The sequence below is a fragment of the Nonomuraea guangzhouensis genome, from assembly GCF_019396345.1.
Lineage (GTDB): Bacteria > Actinomycetota > Actinomycetes > Streptosporangiales > Streptosporangiaceae > Nonomuraea > Nonomuraea guangzhouensis.
In genome coordinates this window covers 26,776-48,885 of sequence record NZ_JAHKRM010000020.1, presented here as the reverse complement: position 1 = coordinate 48,885, position 22,110 = coordinate 26,776, and the positions used below count along the sequence as shown (strand labels likewise).

General features: G+C 68.7%; 22 protein-coding genes. 10 read left to right on the top strand and 12 right to left on the bottom strand.

Annotated features, from left to right (window positions below; all coding sequences use genetic code 11):
* Nucleotides 1-51: 51 nt before the first annotated feature.
* Entirely contained in the window at nucleotides 52-711 is a 660-nt protein-coding gene (locus KME78_RS36280; protein ID WP_219533965.1) for an SDR family NAD(P)-dependent oxidoreductase, read from the bottom strand.
* 83 nt (nucleotides 712-794) lie between these two features.
* On the opposite strand from KME78_RS36280, the gene KME78_RS36275 reads away from it, so the two are divergent.
* Nucleotides 795-1,157 (top strand): MerR family transcriptional regulator, encoded by a 363-nt coding sequence (locus tag KME78_RS36275; RefSeq protein WP_219533964.1) that lies wholly within the window; start codon nucleotides 795-797, stop codon nucleotides 1,155-1,157.
* Between the two features lie 7 nt (nucleotides 1,158-1,164).
* On the opposite strand, the gene KME78_RS36270 is transcribed toward KME78_RS36275, so the two are convergent.
* Nucleotides 1,165-2,349 (bottom strand): ROK family transcriptional regulator, encoded by a 1,185-nt coding sequence (locus KME78_RS36270; RefSeq protein ID WP_219533963.1) that lies wholly within the window; start codon nucleotides 2,347-2,349, stop codon nucleotides 1,165-1,167.
* 158 nt (nucleotides 2,350-2,507) lie between these two features.
* Between KME78_RS36270 and KME78_RS36265 the strand changes: the two genes are divergently transcribed.
* Nucleotides 2,508-5,990 carry an alpha-N-acetylglucosaminidase TIM-barrel domain-containing protein gene (locus KME78_RS36265; RefSeq protein WP_219533962.1) on the top strand — a complete coding sequence of 1,161 codons (3,483 nt, stop codon included), beginning with the start codon at nucleotides 2,508-2,510 and terminating at the stop codon, nucleotides 5,988-5,990.
* Nucleotides 5,991-6,054: 64 nt separating this feature from the next.
* On the opposite strand, the gene KME78_RS36260 is transcribed toward KME78_RS36265, so the two are convergent.
* Nucleotides 6,055-6,939, bottom strand: coding sequence for an NAD(P)-dependent oxidoreductase (locus tag KME78_RS36260; RefSeq protein WP_219533961.1), 885 nt, complete (start codon nucleotides 6,937-6,939; stop codon nucleotides 6,055-6,057).
* Between the two features lie 49 nt (nucleotides 6,940-6,988).
* On the opposite strand from KME78_RS36260, the gene KME78_RS36255 reads away from it, so the two are divergent.
* Nucleotides 6,989-7,390, top strand: a complete 402-nt coding sequence (locus tag KME78_RS36255; protein WP_219533960.1) for a MerR family transcriptional regulator — start codon at nucleotides 6,989-6,991, stop codon at nucleotides 7,388-7,390.
* On the opposite strand, the gene KME78_RS36250 is transcribed toward KME78_RS36255, so the two are convergent.
* A complete protein-coding gene (locus tag KME78_RS36250) occupies nucleotides 7,378-8,079 on the bottom strand; it encodes a GntR family transcriptional regulator (RefSeq protein WP_219533959.1) in 702 nt (233 codons plus the stop codon). The genes KME78_RS36255 and KME78_RS36250 overlap by 13 nt on opposite strands.
* A 143-nt stretch (nucleotides 8,080-8,222) precedes the next feature.
* Here KME78_RS36250 and KME78_RS36245 point away from each other — a divergent pair, with 143 nt between their 5' ends.
* Genes KME78_RS36245 through KME78_RS36235 form a run of 3 tightly spaced genes read left to right on the top strand, consistent with a single transcriptional unit; the run spans nucleotide 8,223 to nucleotide 11,352 of the window.
* A complete protein-coding gene (locus KME78_RS36245; protein ID WP_219533958.1) occupies nucleotides 8,223-9,575 on the top strand; it encodes an ABC transporter substrate-binding protein in 1,353 nt (450 codons plus the stop codon).
* The gene (locus tag KME78_RS36240; RefSeq protein WP_219533957.1) at nucleotides 9,575-10,483 is read left to right on the top strand and encodes a carbohydrate ABC transporter permease; all 909 of its coding nucleotides are present in this window, start codon (nucleotides 9,575-9,577) and stop codon (nucleotides 10,481-10,483) included. The genes KME78_RS36245 and KME78_RS36240 overlap by 1 nt, the downstream gene beginning before the upstream one ends.
* Nucleotides 10,480-11,352, top strand: a complete 873-nt coding sequence (locus tag KME78_RS36235) for a carbohydrate ABC transporter permease (RefSeq protein ID WP_219533956.1) — start codon at nucleotides 10,480-10,482, stop codon at nucleotides 11,350-11,352. Before KME78_RS36240 ends, KME78_RS36235 begins: the two co-directional genes overlap by 4 nt.
* Here KME78_RS36235 and KME78_RS36230 read toward each other — a convergent pair.
* From KME78_RS36230 to KME78_RS36210, 5 genes are read right to left on the bottom strand one after another with little or no spacing between them, the layout of a single operon-like run.
* On the bottom strand, nucleotides 11,345-12,511 hold the full coding sequence (locus tag KME78_RS36230) for a hypothetical protein (protein ID WP_219533955.1): 1,167 nt from the start codon (nucleotides 12,509-12,511) through the stop codon (nucleotides 11,345-11,347). The genes KME78_RS36235 and KME78_RS36230 overlap by 8 nt on opposite strands.
* 27 nt (nucleotides 12,512-12,538) lie before the next feature.
* Nucleotides 12,539-13,624 (bottom strand): enolase C-terminal domain-like protein, encoded by a 1,086-nt coding sequence (locus KME78_RS36225; protein WP_219533954.1) that lies wholly within the window; start codon nucleotides 13,622-13,624, stop codon nucleotides 12,539-12,541.
* Nucleotides 13,625-13,641: 17 nt separating this feature from the next.
* Nucleotides 13,642-14,526 carry a carbohydrate ABC transporter permease gene (locus KME78_RS36220; protein WP_219533953.1) on the bottom strand — a complete coding sequence of 295 codons (885 nt, stop codon included), beginning with the start codon at nucleotides 14,524-14,526 and terminating at the stop codon, nucleotides 13,642-13,644.
* Nucleotides 14,523-15,368, bottom strand: a complete 846-nt coding sequence (locus KME78_RS36215; protein WP_219533952.1) for a carbohydrate ABC transporter permease — start codon at nucleotides 15,366-15,368, stop codon at nucleotides 14,523-14,525. Before KME78_RS36215 ends, KME78_RS36220 begins: the two co-directional genes overlap by 4 nt.
* Complete coding sequence (locus KME78_RS36210) at nucleotides 15,355-16,647, bottom strand: ABC transporter substrate-binding protein (RefSeq protein ID WP_219533951.1); 1,293 nt, start codon at nucleotides 16,645-16,647, stop codon at nucleotides 15,355-15,357. Before KME78_RS36210 ends, KME78_RS36215 begins: the two co-directional genes overlap by 14 nt.
* Before the next feature lie 108 nt (nucleotides 16,648-16,755).
* Between KME78_RS36210 and KME78_RS36205 the strand changes: the two genes are divergently transcribed.
* From KME78_RS36205 to KME78_RS36200, 3 genes are read left to right on the top strand one after another with little or no spacing between them, the layout of a single operon-like run.
* Nucleotides 16,756-17,412, top strand: coding sequence for a GntR family transcriptional regulator (locus KME78_RS36205; RefSeq protein ID WP_219533950.1), 657 nt, complete (start codon nucleotides 16,756-16,758; stop codon nucleotides 17,410-17,412).
* Between the two features lie 52 nt (nucleotides 17,413-17,464).
* A complete protein-coding gene (locus KME78_RS66485; RefSeq protein ID WP_281428948.1) occupies nucleotides 17,465-17,596 on the top strand; it encodes a hypothetical protein in 132 nt (43 codons plus the stop codon).
* Entirely contained in the window at nucleotides 17,593-18,567 is a 975-nt protein-coding gene (locus KME78_RS36200; RefSeq protein WP_219533949.1) for a formylglycine-generating enzyme family protein, read from the top strand. The genes KME78_RS66485 and KME78_RS36200 overlap by 4 nt, the downstream gene beginning before the upstream one ends.
* 21 nt (nucleotides 18,568-18,588) lie before the next feature.
* Here KME78_RS36200 and KME78_RS36195 read toward each other — a convergent pair whose 3' ends face one another.
* Nucleotides 18,589-19,803: an MFS transporter gene (locus KME78_RS36195; protein ID WP_308127267.1), complete on the bottom strand. Its 1,215-nt coding sequence runs from the start codon at nucleotides 19,801-19,803 to the stop codon at nucleotides 18,589-18,591.
* Between the two features lie 38 nt (nucleotides 19,804-19,841).
* Here KME78_RS36195 and KME78_RS36190 point away from each other — a divergent pair, with 38 nt between their 5' ends.
* A complete protein-coding gene (locus KME78_RS36190) occupies nucleotides 19,842-20,429 on the top strand; it encodes a CGNR zinc finger domain-containing protein (RefSeq protein ID WP_219533948.1) in 588 nt (195 codons plus the stop codon).
* A 52-nt stretch (nucleotides 20,430-20,481) separates the two neighbouring features.
* Here KME78_RS36190 and KME78_RS36185 read toward each other — a convergent pair whose 3' ends face one another.
* Complete coding sequence (locus KME78_RS36185) at nucleotides 20,482-21,303, bottom strand: nitroreductase/quinone reductase family protein (RefSeq protein ID WP_219533947.1); 822 nt, start codon at nucleotides 21,301-21,303, stop codon at nucleotides 20,482-20,484.
* Nucleotides 21,304-21,492: 189 nt separating this feature from the next.
* The gene (locus tag KME78_RS36180; protein ID WP_219533946.1) at nucleotides 21,493-22,095 is read right to left on the bottom strand and encodes a dihydrofolate reductase family protein; all 603 of its coding nucleotides are present in this window, start codon (nucleotides 22,093-22,095) and stop codon (nucleotides 21,493-21,495) included.
* Nucleotides 22,096-22,110 lie beyond the last annotated feature (15 nt).

Genomic DNA, 22,110 nt, shown 5'->3' with positions numbered 1-22,110 from the left:
CCCCTTATCTCTACACCGCCGCCACACTCGGGACCTGTGGCTCCGCGCCGGTCATCCCGGGGAGCCCGCGTGCAGAGCCTCCCGGGTCCACTGGTCTCGTGGCTGCGTGTGCAGTTGCCAGTAGTGCTCGGCGATGTCGTCCGGGTCGAAGTCGGTGCCCGGGGCCACAGGGCCGGCCACGGTGACGCTCGCCACGTGCACCCCGGCGGGGCCGTACTCCTGGTCGAGCAGCGTGACCAGGGTACGGACACCTGCCTTGCCCAGGGAGAGGCTCACGTACTGCGGCTTGGGCTCGGGCATGCCGCCCGTGATGAGGATCGTTCCGTTCCCGCGGGCCGCCATGGCGGGCGCGACGTGCGCCGCGGCGTTGAGCGCGCCGACCACGTTCACCGCCCAGGCCTCCATGTGACCGCGTACCGACAGCTCGCCCGGCGCGTCCGCCTGGATGATCGCGGCGTTGTACACCACGACGTCCGGTACGCCGTGCTCGCGGACAACCGCGTCGAGCGCGGCGTTCAGCCCGGCCTGGTCTGTACTGTCGGCCTCCAACGTGACAACGGGGACGCCACTGGGAGCGACCGCCTCGGCCGCGGCACGCAACGTCCGGTCGCTCCGGGCGATCAGCCCGATCGGCAACCCCTCCCTGGCGAACCTGCGAGCTACCGCCTGCCCGATCCCAGGACCTGCACCAATGATCACGGCACCCGGCATCGACATGCTCCTTGCTTTCTGGATGGGCGATACTCGCGACGGTAAGGCATCACATCCATGTGAAGGTCAACGGAAGGAATCGGATGCGGATCGGCGACCTGGCTCACAAGACCGGGGTGAACAGGCGGCTGCTGCGCTACTACGAGGAGCAGGGTCTCCTCAGGCCGGTCCGCCTGGACAACGGCTACCGCGAGTACACCGAGGCGGACGTCGCGGCGGTGCGCCACATCCGCGCCCTGCTCGCCGCCGGGCTTTCCACCGCGGTCATCGCCCGGGTCCTGCACTGCGTACACGGAGATGACGAACTGATGGTGCCTGCCGGCTGCCCGACCTTCATCGACGACTTACGGCGCGAACGCGCGCACCTCGCCAAGATGATCAGCCAGCTCCAGAGTTCGCAGGGGGTCCTGGACTCGATCCTCGACGCGGCACTCCACACGAACTAGCAGCCGATCAGCAGGCAGCCAGGGTGTCGCGCCACACCTCGTCCAGGGCCAGCTGGATCGCGCCGGTGAGCACGGTGTTCTCGGCCAGCGCCGACAGTTCCACGCTTGGCGGGGTGAGGGTCAGGTCTTCGAGGTGCCGTGCGATCGCGTCCAGCAGGACCGAGCCGGCTCGGGCGATGCCGCCACCGATCACTATCGCGTGCGGCGACAGTACGAGGACGACGGGCGCGATCGCTTCGGCGAAGGTGGCGGCGACCTGGTCGACGACCTCGGCGGCGATCGGGTCGTCCCCGGCGGCCGCGAAGACGGCAGCCGGGGATGTCACGCCGGCGAGCCTGGACCCCGGCTGCGCTGCGGCGCTGCGGCGGGCGAGCTCGACGATCGCCTCGGCCCCGATCGCGCGCTCCAACGGCCCACGACCGTCCCCGGTCGCGTCGGGAAGGCCGCCGGCCGCACGGATGAAGCCGATCTCCCCGGCCTGTCCCGCGCCCCGATGCAACCGCCCGTCGATCACGACACCGGCTCCCAGCCGCTCCCCCCACTGAACCGCGAGCAGGGTGACCGGGCCGGTGCGCTGGTGGGCCGCCGCCAGGGCGGCCAGGTTCGCATCGTTCTCCACCGTGACCGGGCACCTGAAACGGGCCCGCAGGTGGCCGACCAGATCGATCTCCGACCAGCCCGGCATGCTCGGGGCGAACAGCACCCGGCCGGTGGTCGCCTCGACGATGCCCGGAGTCCCCGCGGTGACGGCCGAGATCCGCTCAGCGGCCAGGCCGGCCGCCGCCAGCGCCTCACCCGCTGTCTCATCCACGGCGTCGAGCAGGTGCTGGGCATCGCGACGACGGACCGCCCGGCGAATCACCGCGAGGTGCTCACCGGCGAGGTCGGCGACCCCCGCCGTCACGGTGTGCGGCCCCACGTCCAGGGCGAGCACGGGTGCCGCCCGGCCGTTCAGTGAGAACCGCGTCGCCGGTCTGCCCACCGTGGCCGGCTCGGGTGCGTGCTGCCGCAGCCAGTCGGCGGCCAGCAGATCTTCTACGGCTTGGGTGACCGTCGGGCGGGTGAGCTCGGTCAGCCGGGCGAGCTCGGCCAGCCGCACCGGCTCGGGCGCGCACTGCCGGACGGCGTCGAGCACCGCGGCCCGGTTCATCCTGCGCAGCACCGGCGTGCCCGCCGGCCGTTCCTCGTTCATCTGATCTTGACCTCCTGGCACCTGTGGCTGAGTATATTTCGCAGCGAGCTTACGAAAGGTCGCTACATAAATGGTCCGGAGGTGGCCGCCCGATGACCCGTTCCCGCGAACCGCATAGCTCCGCCGCGCACTTATCGCGACGATGGCGACCCCACCTGATGGCGCTCGCCGTCCTACTCACGACGCTCGCCGCGCCGCTCGTTTCCCAGCCCGGGGCGGTGGCCGAGGTATCCGCACAGCCGGCGCCCGCCCGGCTCGACAGCCCAGCGGCGCAGGCTCTGGAACGACTGATCGGGACATCCCGCGCCAAGCAGGTCACCCTGCGCACGATCGACAAGGGCACCGGCCGGGACCGGTACCTGGTGCAGGCCGAAAACGGTCGCCTTGTCGTCGCCGGTACGACCCCCGCGGCCCAACTGACCGGCTTCGGCTACTACCTGCGCCAGGTGGCCCACGCCGACATCTCGATCAACGGCTCCCAGGTCGACCTGCCCCTGCGCCTCCCCCTGCCCGCGGCCCCCATCGCCAAGACCTCCTCGGTGGATCACCGCTTCGCCCTCAACGACACCAACCAGGGGTACGCGGGCGCGTACCTGAGCTGGCAGGAGTGGCAGCGGCGGATCGACGTCCTGGCGCTGCACGGCATCAACGAGGTGCTCGTCTACGAGGGCCAGGAGGCGGTCTACCAGCGCGCCCTCAAGGAGTTCGGCTACTCCGACCAGGAGACGCGCCAGTGGATCCCGCAGCCGGGCCACCAGTCCTGGTGGCTGCTGCAGAACATGTGCTGCACCGACAGCCCGATCTCCCAGCGACTCATCGATCAACGGATCGAGCTCGGCCGCAAGATGGCCGACCGCCTCCGGTCATTGGGCATGGTCCCCGTGCTGCCCGGCTATTTCGGCACCGTGCCGACGGACTTCAAGGTCCGCAATCCGGGGGCCAACACGGTCCCGCAGGGCACCTGGAACCAGCTCGAACGCCCGCACTGGCTCGACCCGACGAATCCCATCTTCGACCGCGTCGCGGCCACGTTCTATCGGGTGCAGACCGAACTGTTCGGGGCCAGCACGATGTACAAGATGGACCTGCTGCACGAGGGTGGCACGGCCGGAACGGTCAACGTCGCGCAGGCGTCCCAAGCGGTGCAGCGGGCGTTGAACACCGCCCATCCCAACGCGCTGTGGACGATCCTGGGCTGGCAGAGCAACCCGCTGCCGGCGACGCTCCAGGCCATCGACCGCACCAAGATGTTCATCGTCGACGGCATCAGCGAGGAGTCCGGCATCACCGACCGGGACAAGGACTTCCTGGGCACCGGATACGCGTTCGGCACCATCTGGAACTTCGGCGGTCATTTCAACCTCGGCGCCAGGTTGACACTGTGGAACGAGAAGTTCCACGCATGGCGCAACAAGGCCGGCACGGCGATGAACGGCATCGCGCTGATGCCCGAGGCCATCGACAACAACCCGGCCGCGGTCGCGTTCTTCACCGACCTGCCGTGGCAGGACGGCCCGGTCGACATGCGGCAGTGGTTCAGCGACTACGCCACCGCCCGATACGGCGGCGAGGATCCGCACGCCAAGGCGGCCTGGCAGATCCTGCTCGACACCGTCTACAGCTGGCCCGCCGGCGCCGACTCCCGGCACGTCACCGGCCTGTACGACGACGAGCCCGGCCTGGCGAACACCGGCTACCCCCTGCAGTACGACATCGCCACCTTCGACAAGGCACTCGACGAGCTGCTCCAGATCGACCGGCGCCTACGCGGTTCCGGCGCCTACCGCTACGACCTCGTCGACGTCGCCCGGCAGGTGCTTGCCAACCACAGCCGGCTGCAGTTGCCCAAGATCCGCGCCGCCTACCGCGCCAAGGATCTCGAACGCTTCGAGCGCCTCACCGGCCAGTGGCTGGACCAGATGCGGCTGATGGACCGGCTGCTCGGCACCGATGAGAACTTCCTGCTCGGGGCATGGCAGAAGGAGGCCCGCCGCCAGGCCGCCACACCGGCCGAAGCGGCGACCCTGGACTACAACCTCAAGTCGCTGGTCACGCTCTGGGCCGGCGGCGCCCGGCTGCAGGACTACGCACGCAGGGAGATGAACGGCCTCGTCGGGCAGTACTACGTCAAGCGGTGGCAGCTGTTCTTCGACAGCCTGAAGACCGCGCTGCGCTCGGGCAAGGAGTACCCCGAGCCGATCGACTGGCTCGCCGTCGCCCAGGGCTGGGCCAAAGCCGGCACCAGGCTGGCCTCCGAACCGAGCGGCGACTTCTACCGCGAAGCGAGCCGGGTGGCCGCGGTGCCGGACGGCGCGGTGACCGTCGGGGTCGACCGCAAGGGCGTCAAGCCGGGTGAGACGGTGCAGGTCACCGCCGTGTTCACCAACGACAACGCGCTGCGGCCCACCGGCAAGGTGACGCTCGGGCTTGATGCCCCACGCGGATACCAGGTCCGGGCGACCTCCCCGACCCGCGCCGACCACGTCGCCCCGCGCGAGAAGCTCACCACGACGTGGACGGTGACCGTTCCCGCCGACAGCGCCCCAGGCGGTACGCCGGCACTGGACGTCACCGCCTCCTGGCGATCCGACGACGTCGCCCGGCAGGACCGGGCCTCGACCCGCCTGCTGATCGCCGGAGCCGTGCCCACGTCGTACCAGACGATGAGCAACACACAGGCCGAATTCGCCCCCGTCGACGGCGGGATCGCGATCGCGGCGAGTGGCGCGGACCTGTGGCGGGAGACCAACGAGCTGGCCACCGCCTACCGCAAGGGCGCCCTGGCCGACGGGCAGCAGCTCGCGAGCACGGTGCTGCGGCAGGACGGCTCGTCGGACTACACCCGCGCTGGGCTGGTGGTGAGCAACGACCTGGCCACCCCCGGTTCCACCGGCTACGCGAACATCGCCATCACCCCTGGTCACGGCTGCCTGTTCAGCTGGGATTCCGACGGCAACGGGCAGTTCGACTCGTACACGGAAGTGGGCGGGTTCACACCGCCCGTGCAGGTGCGCATCGGCAAGTCCGGCGACCGGCTGACCGGCTCGTGCAGCAGCGACGGCAAGAACTGGTCGCTGATCGGATCGGCCCCCGTCCCGGGCACCGGCGCCACGCTCGACGCCGGCCTGTTCGTCAGCGCGGCCAACCGGTACACCGGCCAGCAGGCGGTCGCCATGCTGACCGATCCGGCATCGACCCCGTCGACCGCCCGCGACGGCGCGCAGGACACGCTGCAGAGCCTCCGCAAACCGGTCACCGCGCTGAGCTGGGAGCCGAACCGGGGCCCGGAACACGCGAACGACGGCAACCGCGCCAACTCACCGTACTTCGCCAGCCAGCTGACCTGGGACACCACCTGGTGGCAGGTCGACCTGGGCACGGTCAACGACATCTCACGCGTCAATGTACGCAACTATGTCGGGGGCGGGCGCTACTACGAGTACCGGCTGGAGGGGAGCCTCGACGGCACCACCTGGTACACCCTCGGCGGCCGCCGCGGCCCCCGGGCCACGACCGACGCCGGAGACACCATGACCACCGAGGCGAGGGCCCGCTACGTCCGGGTGGTCGGCACCCACAACACCGCCAACCTGTCATTCCACCTCACGGAGGTCAGCGTGTACGGCACTCCGGGACAATAGCCCGCGGACGAGAGGCTCTTCTCCCGGCGCCGCCCGGTTACGGGCGAAGAGCCTCTTGCCAGGGTCAGTCGTTGCGGGGTTTGCCGAATTCCTCGATCAGCACGGGATACTGCTCCCCACCGTGTCCGGCGGCGATCGAGCGGTCGGCCATCGCCTTGATCAACTTCGGCAGTTCGGCGTTGACGCCCACCGCCTCGCTCTCCTCGATCAGGTGGGCCATCGCCCGCGCGTCGGTCTCCAGGGCCGACACCTCGGCCGGGAAGGAGCCGCTGTCGATCTGCTCGGCATAACCAGGCAGCCATCCGGCCACCTCGGCGGCGATCTGCCGCGCAAAAGGCGCGTACGTCGCGGCGTCCACACCGGCCGTCCTGAGCAGGGCGGTGCCCTGGAGCCAGGCGTTCAGGACGCTCCACATCATGGCGAGGCCGGCCACGTCGTACAGCGACGCCAGCCCATGGTCCGCACCCAGGTAGGTGACCGTGCCGAGCGCGTCGAGCGTCGGCTTGTGCGCCTCGAAGTCCGGCCGCGGCCCGCTGTGCAGGATCACCGCCTCCGCGGTCCCGATCGCCGACGGGATGGCCATGATGGCGCCGTCCAGGTAATGGGCGCCGCGCTGCTCGGCCCATTGGGCGGTTTCCCGGGCCTGGGCCGAGTCGCCCGAGGTCAGGTTGATCAACATCTTGCCGTCCAGCTCGCCGTCGCTCGCGCCGAGCAGCTCGCGCATGGCCGGGTAGTCGGTGACGCAGATGATCGTCAGAGGGCTTGCCTTGAGCGCGTCGCCAACCGTCGGCGCCAAGCGTGCGCCCTCGGCCACCAGGTGGTCGGCCCTGGAGGTCGTACGGTTCCACACGGTTGTGGGATGCCCGGCCTTCAGGAACGCGCCGGCGAGTGCCCGGCCCATCAGGCCGAGTCCGATGACTGTCACGGGTGTGTCGGTTTTGCGGTTCATGGCAGCATCGTCAACGTTGATACCGGTGTGAAGGTCAAGTGAGGTTTCGATGCTGATCGGGGAACTGAGTCGTCGGACGGGCGTGCACGCCCATCAGCTGCGCTACTACGAAGCCCAGGGCCTGCTGGAGGCGGAGCGCGGCGCGAACGGTTATCGCGAGTACGACGAGAACGCCGTACTGCGGGTGAAGCAGATCCGGCACCTGCTTGGCGCGGGTCTGTCCTCTGAGGACATCGCGTACCTGCTGCCCTGTGCGGTCGGAGAAGCCCCGGAGCTGCTCGGCTGTCCCGAGTTGCTGGCCGCGATGCGGTCACGGCTGCGGCGGCTGGACGATCAGATGGACCGGCTCGCCCGATCCCGCGCCGCTCTCGCCGACTACATCGACGCGGCCGATCGAATGTCCGACGAGAGCTATCCGCCCTTTGACACGGCTCTGGGTCAAGCTTCGTAGGCGCTCGTCAGGCGTGACCGCGACGCCTCGAGGTGGGCGGTCATGGCGCTCGCCGCCGTCTCGGGGTCCTTGCGGCAGATGGCGTCGAGCACCGCGCGGTGCTCATCGGCGGCCTGAGTGGCGATCCCGTGGCGGAAGTAGAGGCGATAACCATGGGTGTGCGCGCGGAACCTGCGTAGCGTGTCGGCGATGAGCGGGCTGCGGCTGGCCTCGGCGATCGCGTTGTGAAACAGGGCGTCCAGCTCCGCGAAGCCGCGGTACGCCTCGTAGGTGTCGCCCAGCAGCGGTGACATCATCTGCTCCAGCGACTCCCGCATGGCGGTCACCTCGGCGGCCGTGGCGTAGCGTGCGGCACGCGCGGCGGCGGACGGTTCGAGGAGCAGCCGAACGTCGTACAGGTCATCGAGGGCAGCCCGGTCGAGCAGCGGAGCCACCAGATAGCCGGTGTTGGGCCGGCGGACGACGAGCCCCTCCGACTCGCAGCGGGCGAGCGCTTCGCGGACCGGCGTCTGCGACACGTCGAGCTCGCGGGCGAGTCCGTCGATCGACAGCTTCGTCCCGGGCTCCAGGTCGTGATCCATGAGCCGGGCCTTCAGCGCCTGGAAGACCGATTCGCGGACGCTGATCTTGACCGGCTCGTCGGAACCCGAGCCGCCGGACGCGCCTGCCACCGGTGCCGAGTCACTCATCGCCCCTCCATCTGCGGCCACCGTACCCGGACATCTTCCCTATTCGTGGTTGACACACGACCAAAACGCCCTGCATCCTCATGCAAATCGTATCGTATCCGATTCGGGCATAGAGCTGTCAGCCCCCTGGAAGGACGTGTCCCGTGCGACTCTCTAGAACTCTCAGAGCGGCCAGGCCAGTCCTCGCCGGCGTCCTGCTCACCGCCGCCGTCGTCGCGTGCGGCACCGGCACAGGACCGGGCGGCGGCGACGGCAAGACGCTCCGGATCCAGATCCCCACCGGGCCGCTGGCCAGCGCCATGCAGCAGGTCGGCAAGGACTTCGAGCAGGCCAACCCGGGCACGGTGGTCACCTTCGAGGGCGTCGACTCCGGCAGCTCCCGCGGCCCCAATGTGGCACTGCTCAGCTCGACCGGCACGCCGGACATCGGCTACCTCCAGCGCAGCACGGGTGTCTGGTCGGCACTGCTGAAGAACAAGCAGCTGACCCCGCTGGACGACGTCTGGAAGGCCGCCGGCCTGGCGGACAAGTACTCCAAGAGCCAGGTCGACTACTACACGACCAACGGGCAGCACTACGGCGTCCTCTACGAGCAACTGCTGATCAACCCCGTCTACTACAACAAGGCGGCCTTCGCGAAGGCCGGCGTCACCGACCCGCCCGACCACCAGGTCGCCTCCGTCGCCGACTTCGAGTCCATGGTGGGCAAGGTCAAGGCCGCCGGTTACCAGGGATTCGGCGTGGGCGGTTCGAGCCCGTACGACCTGGGGCACACGCTGGACGCGCTGCTGCCCACCGCGGTGTCGGCCGATGACTACGCCGCCCTGCTCACCAACTTCAAGCCCGGCTCCCCCACGAACGTCAAGTACACCGACCCCGGATTCGTGAAGGTGCTCCAGACGATCCAGGACTGGCAGAACAAGGGCATCTACCAGAACGGGATGCTCGGCATGGACACCGACCAGGCCCAGGGGCTGTTCACCAGCGGAAAGCTCGCGATGCTGCAGGGCGGCAACTACAGCTACGCGAGCCTGAAGGAGGCCAAGCCGTCGTTCGAGATGGGTTGGTTCCTGCTGCCCCCGCTCACCCCGGGCCGGAAGACGCCGTTCGACGCCTTCAACGGTGACACCCTCGTGGTCCCGGTCAAGGCGGCGAACCCGGAGCTGGCCAAGAAGTTCCTTCAGTTCTTCATGACCGACAAGTACCAGGTCAGCGTCGTGGCCGCCACCGGCTCGCTCCCGGTGTTCAGCACGATCCCCGCATCGAGCCTGTCGAACCTCGGCGACCTGGTCCAGGAGCAGTTCGAGCTGTCGCAGTCCGTCGGATTGGTCAACATCTGGGACTCCACCGTGCCGTCCACCCTCGGGCAGGCGTTCTCGGTGCCGGTGCTGCAGAAGCTGGTGGCCGGCAAGCTGACCCCGCAGCAGGCGGCGCAGCAGTTCCAGTCCGCGCTGGAGGACCTGCAGTCCGGCAAGGTGTCGGGAGCGTCGGACTGATGACAGCCGACAAAGCCATCGTGGTGCGGCCACCTCGCCAGAGGGCACGGATCTTCCCGATCGCGATGATGCTCCCGGCCTTGGTGCTGCTGCTCGTGCTCGTCGCCTACCCGATCGCCGGATCCGTGCGCATCAGCCTCGGTGCCTGGGACGGCGTCGGCGCGGTCGTCTACCACGGCCTGGACAACTACCGGCGGCTGCTGCACGATGCGCTGGTCTGGGAGTCCATCGGGACCAGCCTGCAGTTCTTCATCGGGACCGTGGTGTTCACGGTGACCCTCGGCATTCTCCTGGCCAACGCGATCAGCCGGAAGGTCCCCGGCGCCCGGATCTTCAAGGTCGTCTGGTTCCTGCCGGTGATCATCCCGGTCAGCATCGCGGGCATCTTCTGGTCGAACGCGTTCCAGCCCACGACCGGCGTGGTCAACTCACTGCTCGGCCTGATCGGGCTCGGGGACGATCACGCCTGGCTGGCGTCGTCCTCGACGGCCCTGTACGCGGCCATCTTCGTGGCGGTGTGGACGCAGACCGGGTACGCGATGCTGATCCTGCTCGGCGCGATGGAGGCCATCCCCGAGGAGGTGCACGAGGCGGCCACGCTCGACGGCGTCGGCGCGGCCGGCCGGCTGTTCCGGATCACCTTGCCGAACATCGTGCCGATGCTGGGCACGATCACCACGTTGACCTCGGTGTTCTCGTTCAACGCCTTCGGCGTCATCTACGCGATGACCCGAGGCGGCCCGGGCAACTCCACGAGCATCCTCCCGGTGCTGGTCTACAAACAGTCCTTCGTCGACCAGGACTACGGCTACGGCTCGGCCACCGCGGTCATCACCACGCTGATCGTCGCCGTCATCGGGATCACGGTCATGCGGATCTTCCGCCAGCAGACCCTGGACGCGCGATGAAGGCGCGGCGGACGGCCGTACGGCGACGATCGGTCTGGCGGCACGGCCCGCTCTGGTACGTCGGCTACACCCTCCTGCTGGTCTGGACGGCGATCACGGTCGTGCCGTTCGTGTCGATGCTGCTGCTGTCGCTCCACTCGACCAGCGACATCTACGCCCACCCGCTGGGGCTGGGCGGCCAGTGGGTGCTGTCGAACTACGCCGACGCCTGGCGCGGCGTGGTCGGTGGCGCGCCGCTGTCGACGTACATCATCAACAGCCTGCTGGTGGCGCTCTGCAGCCTGGCCATCGGCGTGACCTGCGGCAGCCTCGCCGGCTACGGCCTGGCCCGGGCGACCAGGGGCCTGTCGAACACCGTCAGCCGCGTCATGGTCCTCGCCCTGAGCGTCCCGCTGGTCGTCGCGCTGATCCCGACGTTCGAGCTGCTGGGCAGGTATCAGCTGCTCAACAGCGTGGTGGGCGTCTCACTCGTCTACGCGGCGTTCATGACGCCCACCATCGCCCTCATCATGCGGTCGGTGTTCGCCGCCGTACCGAGGGAACTCCTCGAAGCCGCCAAGATCGACGGCTACGGGGAGTTGGCCGCGCTGCTCCGCGTGGTCCTGCCGATCAGCAAGGGCGGTTTCGTCTCGGTCACGCTGCTCGGCCTCATCTTCGTGTGGAGCGAGGTCCAGTTCGGCGTCGTCCTGCTGACCCGGCCGCAGAACCGCACGCTGTCGGTCGGCCTGCTCTCCTTTCAGGGCCAGTTCGTCAGCGACCAGGGGGCGTTCTTCGCCGGGCTCGTCATCGCGACGTTCCCGATCGTCATCCTTTTCCTGATCTTCCAGCGCTACGTCACCAGCGGCATCACCCTGGGTGCGCTCAAGTGAGGAGCGGGGCGAGGTGGTTGGTCCGCGTTCCCTCGGCGGAGGTCAGGTAGCCGCGTAGTCGCGCCGCGATGGTGCCCAGTTCGCCGGACAGCGGGTGAGCCGGGCCGTACAGAGCGGGTGGCCGGATCGCGGCGACCTGCGCGTCGAGGTTGGTGACCAGGCCGGCGCTGGTACCGCCGTTGGGCACGATGCGGATCGTGTAGTCCAGGATGCTGTTCGCCTCCCCACCGGTGATGTGGGCGCCGGGCAGGATGCCGATGCCGGTGTCCCAGTCCATCGAGTTGCGCACGTTCTCGAAGACGGCCGAGGTGGCGTACTTCGTGCCCGGGTTCTTGGAGAAGACCACGGCCACGTTGGGCGTGGTCCTGTGCGCGCCCTCCTTGTAGACCATGGCGTAGCCGCTGGTGCCGCCGGTCGGCGTCCACGGGTAATAGGGGATGTTCTCGCCTGCCCGATACCACTCGCTCGGGTCGCCATTGGCGTCCAGCCGCAGGGCCAGGGCGGTGAAGGCGTCGGCGGAGCGCAGGAACGGCAGCCAGTTCTCCAGGTAGAACTCGACGTTGGCGACCGTCGCCCCGGCGTTGACAACCTTGGGCAGCCGGATGACGCGGCGGATCTCCAGCGCACCGCTGGACAGCCTCGTGTAACGGGTGAGCTGCGGGACGGCGTCCGATCCCGCGAAGTCGGCGACGAGTTCGGCGTACCACTGCCTGTCGGCGATGGTCCACACGTCGGTGGTGGTGGAGTTGGTCCGCTCGACGCGCACCGTGCGCTGGTAGGCGCCGGGACGGGTGCCCGCCTGGTTGACGTTCCAGCGCCGGTCGAGGACGTTGGTCGCGGCCTCGACGTTCAGGCCCCACAAGACGGCCTGCATGACCCGGTCGGTCTCTTCGCCCTCGTAGGTGGGTGAGAGCAGCGGCCGGTAGCCGGTCGGGCAGTGCCGCATCTGCGGGACAGAGCCGCCACCGCCGAGCCGGAAGTCGAACTGTTCCGCGCCCTTCCAGTAGCTGCGCTGCCACACGTCGGCGCCGTCGGTCAGCAGTTTCCACGACCAGCCCTTGGCCTTCGCCTGGGCGGGCGTCGCCGCGATCAGGGGTAGCGCGGCGGCGGTCGCCAGGACAGCACGTCTGCTCGGGCCGGTGCTCCGCTTGTCGCTCATGTCGATGATCTCCTCTTTTGGGGGGTTTCAGGAGGTGTAGGGTTCCAGCCCAGCCGGTACGGACGTGCGCTCCCATTCGGCCTCGTATCCGATACCGGGCGCGGTTCCCGCGTGGACGAGCCCGTTGGCATCGACCGCTTCCTCCCTGGTGACGGGGTTGGCGGGGACGAACGACTCGTAGTAGGTGGTGTTCGGGATGGCCATGCACAGGTGGGTGTGCACGATGCCGCCGCCGTGGACCTCGGCGCGCATCCGGTAGGCGTCGGCCAGATGCGCGATGCGCATGGCCCCGGTGATGCCGCCACGCAGGCCCGCGCTGGTGCGTACCGCGGTGGCGGAGCCGTTGGCGATGAAGTCGGCGGTGTTCATGTGGGCGCCGTCGCTGGTCTCGGCGACGATCAGCGGCACGTCCACCTTCTCGGCCAGGCGCTGGTAGGCGGTCGCGCTGAACTCGCGCATCGGCTCCTCGTACCAGAGGTATCCCGCCTCGGACAGGACCCTGCCCAGCTTGATCGAGTCGAGCAGGTCGAACCCGGCGGATCCGTCGTACATCAGCGGCACCGAGTCCCCGACGTGCTCACGCAGGGCCGCGCACAGGGCGATGTCGCGGTCGACGTCCCCCCAGGCGTGCAGCTTGATGGCCGGATAGCCCAGTTCCAGGCACTGGTCGGCGACATCCAGGTACTCGCTGATGGTGGCGAAGGTCGCGGTGGAGGCGTACGCGGGGATGGCGGAGCGGTACCCGCCGAGCAGTTCGTGCACCGGCAGCCCGGCCGCCTTGCCCGCGATGTCCCACAGCGCCACATCCACCAGGCCGTGGATGTAGAGCGGCATCTCCTCGATGCGGTCCAGTTCCCAGACGCGGTGCCACAGCCATTCGCGCCGCAGCGGGTCGGCGCCCAGCAGTTCGGAGCGCAGCCGCCGGTCGACGATGTCGGCCAGGATGGCGCCGCGCTGGCTGTAGGCGTAGCCGGTGTACCCGTCGTCGGTGGACAGCACGAGCCAGCCGCCGGTGTGCGCGGGCTCGGACCCCGGCAGGCCGTCGCGCCAGCGGAAGACGGGCGTGACGGCGGGCTGCGCGCACAGGACGACGTCGACAGCAGTGATCTTCACATTCACTCCGTTGCGGTTCAGTTCTTGACGGCGCCGTCGAGCAGCCCGCGCACCAGGTAGCGCTGGGCGAACAGGAAGACGAGCGCCACGGGCACCACGGTGAGCACACCTGTGATCGCTGCTTCCGGCCGATGGATGGGCAGATCGCTGCCTCCCAGTGCCGGATTGAGTGCCGGTGAGCCGGAGATGAGCACGCCGAGCCCGACCGGAAGGTTGAAGGTCTCGTCGTCGCCGAGCATCACGAACGGCAGGAAGTAGTTGTTCCAGTTGCCGATGAAGGCGAAGAAGGTCAGCAGCGCGATCAGCGGCTTGCCCAGCGGCAGGGCGACCCTGCCGAACAGCGCGGCCTCCGAGCAGCCGTCGATCCTGGCCGCCTCCAGCACCTCGCGCGGCAGCATGGTGGAGAAGTAGATGAAGGCGAGGTAGACCCCGAACGGGTACAGGCCGGCGGGCAGGACCACTGACCAGACGGTGCCGGTGAGCTGGACCGCGTTCACCTCCAGGAAGAGCGGGAGCACGAGCGCGGCCGGTGGCACGATCATCGCCAGCAGCGTGGCGATGAGGATGACTCGCCGCCCGGCGATCCTCGTCGCCGCCAGCGCGTACCCGGCCAGCAGGGAGGTGGTCACCGACAGCAGCACCGCGCCGCCGGTGTAGAGCGCCGAGTTGACGATCCACTGGTAGATGACACCGTCGTTGAAGGTGGTCAGGTTCCGCCAGGCGGTCAGGTAGCCGCCGAGCGAGCCGAAGGACAACGGATGCCCGCCGGTGAGCTGAGCGTCGGACTTGGTCGGCGCCAGCACCAGCCACACCAGCGGCAGCGCGCAGGCCAGGGCCACCAGGCCGAGGACGACGGACACGGACATCCGCCAGACCCACGCCCCGCCGAGCCGCGCGGTCATCGGTCGATCTCCGTCTCGAAGAACCTGGCCTTGAACACCAGGAAGCAGGCGGCAACGGTGCAGACGGCCAGCAGCATCAGGCACAGCGCGGCAGCCGCGGCGAAGTCTCCGTTGTCGAAGGCGAACAGCAGGCCGAGCTGGTTCAGCGACCACGACTTGGAGCCGGTGAAGGCGACGCCGTACAGCAGTTGCGGCTCGATGAAGATCTGCAGGCCGGCGGTGAAGGCCAGGATGACCATGTAGACCACGTACTTGGAGATCAGCGGCAGCTTGACCCGCAGCGTCGTCTGCCACCAGGAGGAGCCGTCCACCCTGGCCGCCTCCAGCACCTCGCGCGGCACCCCCTGCAGGGCGCCGTACATGATGACCACCCACTGGCCGAACCCGGTGGCGAAGGCCATCAACGCGAAGATCACCACCAGGTACGACGGTTTCAGCACGTCGTTGCCGGTCCGCATGCCCAGGCCGTGCAGCAGTGGGGCGAAGGGGCTGAGCGCGGGCTGGAGCATGACATACCAGAGCAGCACGCTGGCCGAGCCGGTGACCGCGCCCGGCAGCATGTAGACCAGGCGCAGCGCCGTGCCGTACAGGGGACGCTGCTCCTGGACGAACAGCGCCAGCAGCAGCACGCCGATCACCATGACCGGCAGGTACATCGCCATGAACAGCGACACGTTGCCGACCGCGGGCAGGAAGCGGAAGTCGGCGACCGCGTGTACGTAGGCACGGGGGTCGCTCAAGGACTCGTAGAGGGCGTACAGAACGGGGCCGATCCCGAAGGCCGCGAGCAGGACCAGATACGGGGCCACGCACAGCCAGCCGAACAACTTACCCGACGTCATAGCCCTGGGCCTTCGCCAGGTTCACCAGTTCGGTCTGCAGCGCGTCCAGACTGGCCGCGACGGTGCCGCCGGAGCGGATCGCCGGGACCACCGTCTGGGTGAACGCCCCCTCGACGTCGTAGCGGGTGGGCTGCTGTACCGGGTTGACCTTGGCCGCCTGCTCCCGCATCACCGGGAACGGGTCGGCGGCGTAGAACGGGTCACCGGCCAGCCGCTTGGCCCACGCGTCGGCCGAGGGACCGTAGGCAGGGTAGGTCGGCGCGTCCTTCTGGTAGCCGACGTCGGTGGTCATCCACTGGATGATCTCGGCGGCGCCCTTCATGTTCTTGGAGTGGCGCGAGACCAGGTAAACGCCGCCGCCCGCGCTGCCGGACCAGTTGGTCGTCTCGCCATCCCACGACGGGTACGCCCCTGCGGCGATCTGCCCATTGGGCGTGGCGAACAGGTTCTTGGGCTTGAACAGGTAATCGCCGAGCCAGGAGGCGCCGGGCAGCATGAGGACCTTGCCCTCTTTGCCGAGCTTGGCCATCTCCGGGTCGAAGAGCCCCGCCTTGGTGACCGAGCCGTTCTTGATCAGGGGGTCGAGTACGTCCGCGACCCGGGTGCACCTGGCATCCTTCAGGTCGATGTGCGCCTTGTCCGGCCCGGTCACCTGCTGGATCGGGCAGCCGCTGGACCAGAAGTAGTCGTAGTAGGTGAAGAAGCTGCCCGCGCTGCCGATGACGTATCCGGGGTGCTCCTTGGCCACTCGCTCACCCAACGCCCGGTAGTCGCTCCAGGTCTTGGGGAGCTGGTAGCCGAAGCGCTCCATGAGCGGCTTGTTGTACCACAGCACGGTCTGGGCCAGGTCGTTGCGCAGGCAGTACAGCTTGCCGCCGACCTCACAGGGCGCGTTGGCCGTACCGAAACCCTGCCGGATCTGCTGTGACACCAGCGAGTCGAGGGGCTGCGCGTAGTTGAGCTTCCCGGCGAACTGCGAGACCACGTTGGGCTGCCCCGCGAAGATGACGTCCGGCCAGCCCTTGCCGGTGCGGTTGAACAGCTGAATCTTCGTCAGCAGGCTTTGCCCGTCGTAGGTCTCGACCTTCGTCTTCAGGTTCGGGTGCGTCTTCTTGAACTGCTCGAACCCGGCCAGCCGGGTGGGGTCACTCCACACCAGCAACGTCGCGTCGCGGTCCTCGGTGATGGCCCCGCTGACGGCTGTGGGCGCGTTGGACGAACATGCGACGAGCAGGGCGCCTGCGAGGCACGCCGTTAAAGGGATGCGAAATCTGATCACAGCTGCCTCGGAAAAATCGTGTACGATGTCTTCAGTCAGATGTTGCATGCACGTTACGAGGACGTCAACCCCCCATTTGCCGCTATGTTGTGAACACAGGAGGCTTGGATGACCGACACCCCCGCGCCGGCACCGGCGCTCCCCCGGCGGCAGGTGCTGGCCGACGACGTGTACGACGTGCTGCGGGAAATGCTGCTCAGCGGCCACATCCCGCACGGCAGCCGGGTCAAGATCGACGCTCTGGCGGCACAGCTGAAGATCTCCAACACACCGATCCGCCAGGCCCTGGGGCGACTGGAGGCCGACGGCCTGGTCAGCAAGCATCCCTATCGCGGCTTCGTCGCCGCTGACCTGCCCAACGGCAAGACGATCTCCGACCTGTACGAGTGCAGGCTGCTGCTCGAACCGCCCACGGCCGCCCGCGCCGCCCAGGAGTTCCGCGCGGAGGACAGGTCGTTCCTGCGCCAGCAGGTCGACGTGCCCGGCGGCGATCTCACCCTGCTGGCCAAGGCCGACGAGCTACTGCACGGCAAACTCGCCGAGATGTCCGGGAACCTGATCGTGGCCGAAACGCTGGAGCGGTTGTTCGTCCGTTCGCGCGCTTTCCGGATCTTCTACGCCCGGGAAGGCGCCGCCGAGCTCACCCGGGACGAGCACGAAGCCATCGTGCGGGCCGTCGTAGCGGGCGACGCCCCGGCCGCGGCGGACGCGATGACCGCTCACCTGCGGGCGGCGGGGGAGCGAATGCTCGCGGCACTTCCCTAGGACTGGCTGAGCTGAGAGAACCCGGCTAACATCCGCCTCTATTTCCCCAGCGGTGACGGACACGTGGCCCGTGACCGTCCGGCCGACCGCGTCGGGGATATCCTCCATGGCCTACGACGCGAAGCGCGACGTCTTCCTCGCCAGCTCCTATGACGGCGCCGTCTACGAGGTGCCCACGCCATGACGGCGGATCTGGTGCGCAATCCCAACGACATGACCGATCGCGACGCCATGGGCCTACCGAAAGGGTTCGTCGACGGACTGCCCGCCGACCTGTTCACGGCCAATGCCGACCTGGTCGGCGCGGCACCGGCGGCGCTCGTCGACCTCGCGCACGACCGTGAGGTTCCGTTGCCGCGGCGCGTCGCCGCGGCGACGATCCTCGGGCTGGTCGGCGACCCCAGGATCAGCACGTTCGAGCCGCTCATGATCGACATTCCGGGCGGCCGGGTGCGCCTCGGGTTGCCACCGGAGCGGGTCAGCGCCGTCGTGGACACGTGGGGGCGGGTCGGGGTCCGTGCCGAGTGGATCGAGAAGGAGTGCCCGGACCACGAGACGTACGTCGCCGCGTTCCGGCTGGCCCGGTTTCCCGTCACCAACCAGGACTACCGGGAATTCCTGGTGGACACCGGAGCCCGCTGGCTGCCGACGTCCTGGCGTTTCGGGACGTACCCACACCACCACGCCAACCATCCGGTGTGGACGGTGCCACCGGCGGCCGCTGACGCGTACGCGGCGTGGCTCGCGCAGCGGACCGGCCGCGCGTTCCGCCTGCCCACCGAGGCCGAATGGGAGTACGCCGCCGCCGGGTACGACGGGCGGGAGTTCCCGTGGGGCGACGACTTCGACCCGGCCCGGCTCAACACGATCGAAGGCGGCGTGCTCGACACCACGCCGGTCGGCGTCTTCCCCCATGGCAGGTCACCGTTCGGCGTGGACGACATGGGGGGCAATGTCGAGGAGTACGTGGCAGACCTGTACCGCCCGTACCCCGGCGGCCACGTGGTCCGGGACGACCTGACGACAGCGGCCCCGCAATACCGCGTCGCCCGCGGCGGAAGCTTCACGAGATACGGAGACCTGGCCAGGACCCGGCGCCGCCACGGCTGGTTCGAAAGACCGATCTACGCGATCGGCTTCCGCTTGGCGTGTTGACCCAGCAGGGCCGGCCACTGGTCACCGCCACCGCACGAGTCTTGGCCGAGGCCGGTGTTGCCCAAGGACGCCCTCTGAAACGCGGGTTCTCGGCGGGACGATCCAGAAGGCGAGTGCCGCGAAGACCGCCAGAGTGGCCGCCAACACCAGGGCACCGGTAAGTGACCAGGTGGCGATCGGCCCCGCAGCGGCTGCCCCCAGCGCGAAGCCGGTGATCTTCAGGCTGGCGCCCGTGGTGAAGATCTGGCCACGCAGGTGCTCCGGAGCCTCCCGGTGGCGCACCGCGAACAAGGCGGTGAGCTGGGGCCCTTGCCCGATTCCGACAATGAGCATGGCGACGATGAGTACGGCTGGTTGACCCATCGCGGCCAGGGCCAACGCGGCAGCCTGGATCAGGGCACCGACCCAGATGAGCGTGTCAGGGGTGACGGAACGAGGCAACCGAGCGAGCACCGCATTGGCCGCCAAAGCTGAGATCGCCGCACAAGAGAGCAGCAGCGCACCGCGACCGGCTCCCCCGAGAACACGTTCGCCGAGCAGCGGGATGCAGGCCGTCAGCATTCCTTGGGCAATGCAGGAGATGACCGAGGTAAGTGTCGCTCGGGCCAGACACGCACGTCTGACGATGATCCGCGCTCCGGCAGCGAGGTCGCCGATCATCGAGTTCGTGTCTCGCGCGGAACCGGAACGTGCGGGCAGCGTCCACGCGCCGGCCACTGCCATGCCGATGAGCACCACGGAGACCGTCACAGCCATCGGCGCCCCCAGTAGCTCGGCGACGCCGCCGGCGAGAGCCGGTCCGGCCAGGCTCGCGATGCTGAAGGTCATCGCATCGAGCGCGTTCGCCCGGGGCAGTTCGGCGCGCGACACCACCCGGGGCAGTTGAGCCGTCCAGCCACCCGACAGCGCAGGTCCCAGCAGCCCGGTGAACACCGCGATCAGCACGTTGACGGCGATCGGAAGGCGGCCGAGCCCCACCAGGATCATCCCCAGGCCCGCAGCGTAGAGCACGAGCGCGCCGGCCAGCAGCCGACCCGGTCGCGCCGCTCTGTCGAGGAGCGCACCCAGCACAGGGCCACCGACTGCCGCGGCGACGGTGATACCCGCGAGCAGCGACGAGGCTTCCGTGGTCGATCCGGAAAGGGCGAATCCCGCCAGCATCAGCGCCGGTCCCGACATTTCATCCCCGGCACGAGCTGCCACAGCGCCGGCGAGATAGGGCCTCAGTCTTTTCACCAGGGAGACGCTACGAAAGTAACGCAAAACATCGCAATATGCGTTACATTCCGTGGGTGCCCTACACCACCGACGACTGGTCCACCCGGCACTCCGTGCTGACCACGGCACGACGCACCGCAGCCCTCATCAACGCCGTCGCCGACGACCGCGCCGACCCCAGCACCGTCGCCGAGGTACTCCGCGCGTACGGCGAGCTGGACCCCATCGACCTGACCTCCCGTGATGTCGCCGCGATGCGCACGGCCGCCGCTCAGCTGCGGGAGGTCTTCGCCGCCGACAGCGCCGCCGACGCCGCGGCCACCCTCAACCACCTCCTGCGGGAGCACACCGGACCGCTCCGCCTCACCTCGCACGGCGGCAGCACCCCCTGGCACCCGCACCTCGATCACGAGGACGACGCACCCTGGGAAGAATGGCTCCTGGCCTCGTCCTGCATGGCGCTGACGGTCCTCGTCTGGGACCACCAACGCCCGCCCGGCAGGATCTGCGCATCATCCGCCTGCCAGAACGTCTTCATCGCCCACGGCAGCGGCCCGGAACGCCACTACTGCTCACGCCGCTGCGCAACCCGCGAACGGGTCAAAGCGCATCGACGCTCCCCTAGAGCGCTTGAGCATGCCTGAGCTGGGTGGATCGGACTTGTCCAGAGTCCGATCCTCCCCCTGGGCACCGCCGTCAGGCGAGGTCGAGAACCGGTATCAGTTGCTCCTCCTCATACGTCAGGTGCGCTTCGAGCTCATCGACGAGCCGTTCGACCTCGGCCCGTACCTTCAGCGGATCCCCACCAGAAAGGGCCTGCTTCAGCTCTTCCAGGAGTACGGTGATGCGCTCGTGCTCCTCGGCCAGCCGCTCCAAGGCCGGAGCGAGCGAGGGATGCCGCTCGGCCAGGCCGGGGAACATCATGGTGTCCTCGCCCGTGTGGTGATGTTGCAGGCCCTGGCAGACCGTCAAGCAGTTGATCCTGAGCTGTACGCCCAGGCCTGGCCGTCCTGATTCGGACAGCTCCTTGCGGATCAGCGCGAGCTCGCGGCGGAAACCGTCGTGCACCAGCTTGAGGTACGCACCGACGGACGGTGCGCTGTCCCGAGGCGGACCGGTCACGCGTAGTGCGACGACCGGGATGGTGCGCGTCGTCTTGGCCTGGTAGTCGGCCCAGCCAGGGTCGCCTTCCGCCGCCCGGGCGAACGCCGCGTCACGCTCGGCGCCCTCCAGAACCTCCGCCTCGACATCGAAGATGAGGACACCGGTCTCGACGGTGGCTCGCGGGTCGGCCTTCAGATTGTGGTACCAGGCCGGGTTGTTCGGCGCTCCCCCGGCGGAGGCGATGACCAGCATGCCCTCGGCGCCGTCGGGCAGGTAGGCGAGCGGGGTCGTGTGTGGCTTGCCCGAGCGGGCGCCGGTGGTGGTGAGCAGGAGCAGCCTCGCTCCCTCGAAATAGCCACCGACTTGGCCGTTGTTGGCGCGGAACTCGTCGATGACCTGCTTGTTGAAATCCATTCTTCTCCATTGGTGGTTCCTGCTGTGCCGTACTGAATGGAGAAGAAGACGGCGGGCCACGGGCCCGCCCGGCGATCAAGCGTCAGCCGGGCTGCTCTCTGGTGCGTGGCCCAAGGCCGACCCGGCAGTCACCCAGGTCACGCTACTTCATCACGATATTCTCCGCGAAGTGGCGCACCCCTGGACTGCTCACCTCTTCGCGACGTCGTACACGAGATGCGTGACGCGGTCCCCGCGGACGACCTGCGAAGGATTGTCGAGCAGGATCGGAGCGGCCAGTGGACCCGTCGCGAAGAACGGGCGGCCCGAGCCGAGCACCACGGGCACGACGTTGACGACGATCTGGTCGATGAGGCCGAGCCGCAGTGCCTGGGCGCCGATCTGGCCGGCGGCCACGTCGACGATCCGATCGCCGGCGTAGTCCCGAGCGGCGCTGATGGCCGCCTCGACGCCGTTGACGAACGTGAACGGCGCCGTGCCGGCATGCTCCCAGTTCTTCGGTGGTTCGTGGGTGACCACGAAGACGTGTTCGCCCGCGGCGGGTCTGCCGTTCCAGCCGTTCGTCAGGTCGAACAGCCGTCGCCCCATGACGACGACGGCGATGTCCGGATATTGGGCGCGCATGAAATCGGCCGTCGCCTGCGTGGTCCGGAACTCGTCGTCAGCGTCAGGGAAGGACCAGCTGACGTCTCCGTTGCTGTAGCAGTCGAAGAGCGGCCCGACCGCGTCATGGTCGTCGGCGATGTAACCGTCCAGCGAGACCGCCGCGCAGCCCATGATTGTCTTGCTCATGTCGAATCTCCTTTG

What these genes read in the sequence shown, in the direction of transcription:
- KME78_RS36280 (WP_219533965.1), bottom strand. Translation starts at nt 711, where the DNA reads ATGCCGGGTGCCGTGATCATTGGTGCAGGTCCTGGGATCGGGCAGGCG.
- KME78_RS36275 (WP_219533964.1), top strand. Translation starts at nt 795, where the DNA reads ATGCGGATCGGCGACCTGGCTCACAAGACCGGGGTGAACAGGCGGCTG.
- KME78_RS36270 (WP_219533963.1), bottom strand. Translation starts at nt 2,349, where the DNA reads ATGAACGAGGAACGGCCGGCGGGCACGCCGGTGCTGCGCAGGATGAAC.
- KME78_RS36265 (WP_219533962.1), top strand. Translation starts at nt 2,508, where the DNA reads ATGGCGCTCGCCGTCCTACTCACGACGCTCGCCGCGCCGCTCGTTTCC.
- KME78_RS36260 (WP_219533961.1), bottom strand. Translation starts at nt 6,939, where the DNA reads ATGAACCGCAAAACCGACACACCCGTGACAGTCATCGGACTCGGCCTG.
- KME78_RS36255 (WP_219533960.1), top strand. Translation starts at nt 6,989, where the DNA reads ATGCTGATCGGGGAACTGAGTCGTCGGACGGGCGTGCACGCCCATCAG.
- KME78_RS36250 (WP_219533959.1), bottom strand. Translation starts at nt 8,079, where the DNA reads ATGAGTGACTCGGCACCGGTGGCAGGCGCGTCCGGCGGCTCGGGTTCC.
- KME78_RS36240 (WP_219533957.1), top strand. Translation starts at nt 9,575, where the DNA reads ATGACAGCCGACAAAGCCATCGTGGTGCGGCCACCTCGCCAGAGGGCA.
- KME78_RS36235 (WP_219533956.1), top strand. Translation starts at nt 10,480, where the DNA reads ATGAAGGCGCGGCGGACGGCCGTACGGCGACGATCGGTCTGGCGGCAC.
- KME78_RS36230 (WP_219533955.1), bottom strand. Translation starts at nt 12,511, where the DNA reads ATGAGCGACAAGCGGAGCACCGGCCCGAGCAGACGTGCTGTCCTGGCG.
- KME78_RS36220 (WP_219533953.1), bottom strand. Translation starts at nt 14,526, where the DNA reads ATGACCGCGCGGCTCGGCGGGGCGTGGGTCTGGCGGATGTCCGTGTCC.
- KME78_RS36215 (WP_219533952.1), bottom strand. Translation starts at nt 15,368, where the DNA reads ATGACGTCGGGTAAGTTGTTCGGCTGGCTGTGCGTGGCCCCGTATCTG.
- KME78_RS36205 (WP_219533950.1), top strand. Translation starts at nt 16,756, where the DNA reads ATGACCGACACCCCCGCGCCGGCACCGGCGCTCCCCCGGCGGCAGGTG.
- KME78_RS36200 (WP_219533949.1), top strand. Translation starts at nt 17,593, where the DNA reads ATGACGGCGGATCTGGTGCGCAATCCCAACGACATGACCGATCGCGAC.
- KME78_RS36190 (WP_219533948.1), top strand. Translation starts at nt 19,842, where the DNA reads ATGCGTTACATTCCGTGGGTGCCCTACACCACCGACGACTGGTCCACC.
- KME78_RS36185 (WP_219533947.1), bottom strand. Translation starts at nt 21,303, where the DNA reads ATGGATTTCAACAAGCAGGTCATCGACGAGTTCCGCGCCAACAACGGC.
- KME78_RS36180 (WP_219533946.1), bottom strand. Translation starts at nt 22,095, where the DNA reads ATGAGCAAGACAATCATGGGCTGCGCGGCGGTCTCGCTGGACGGTTAC.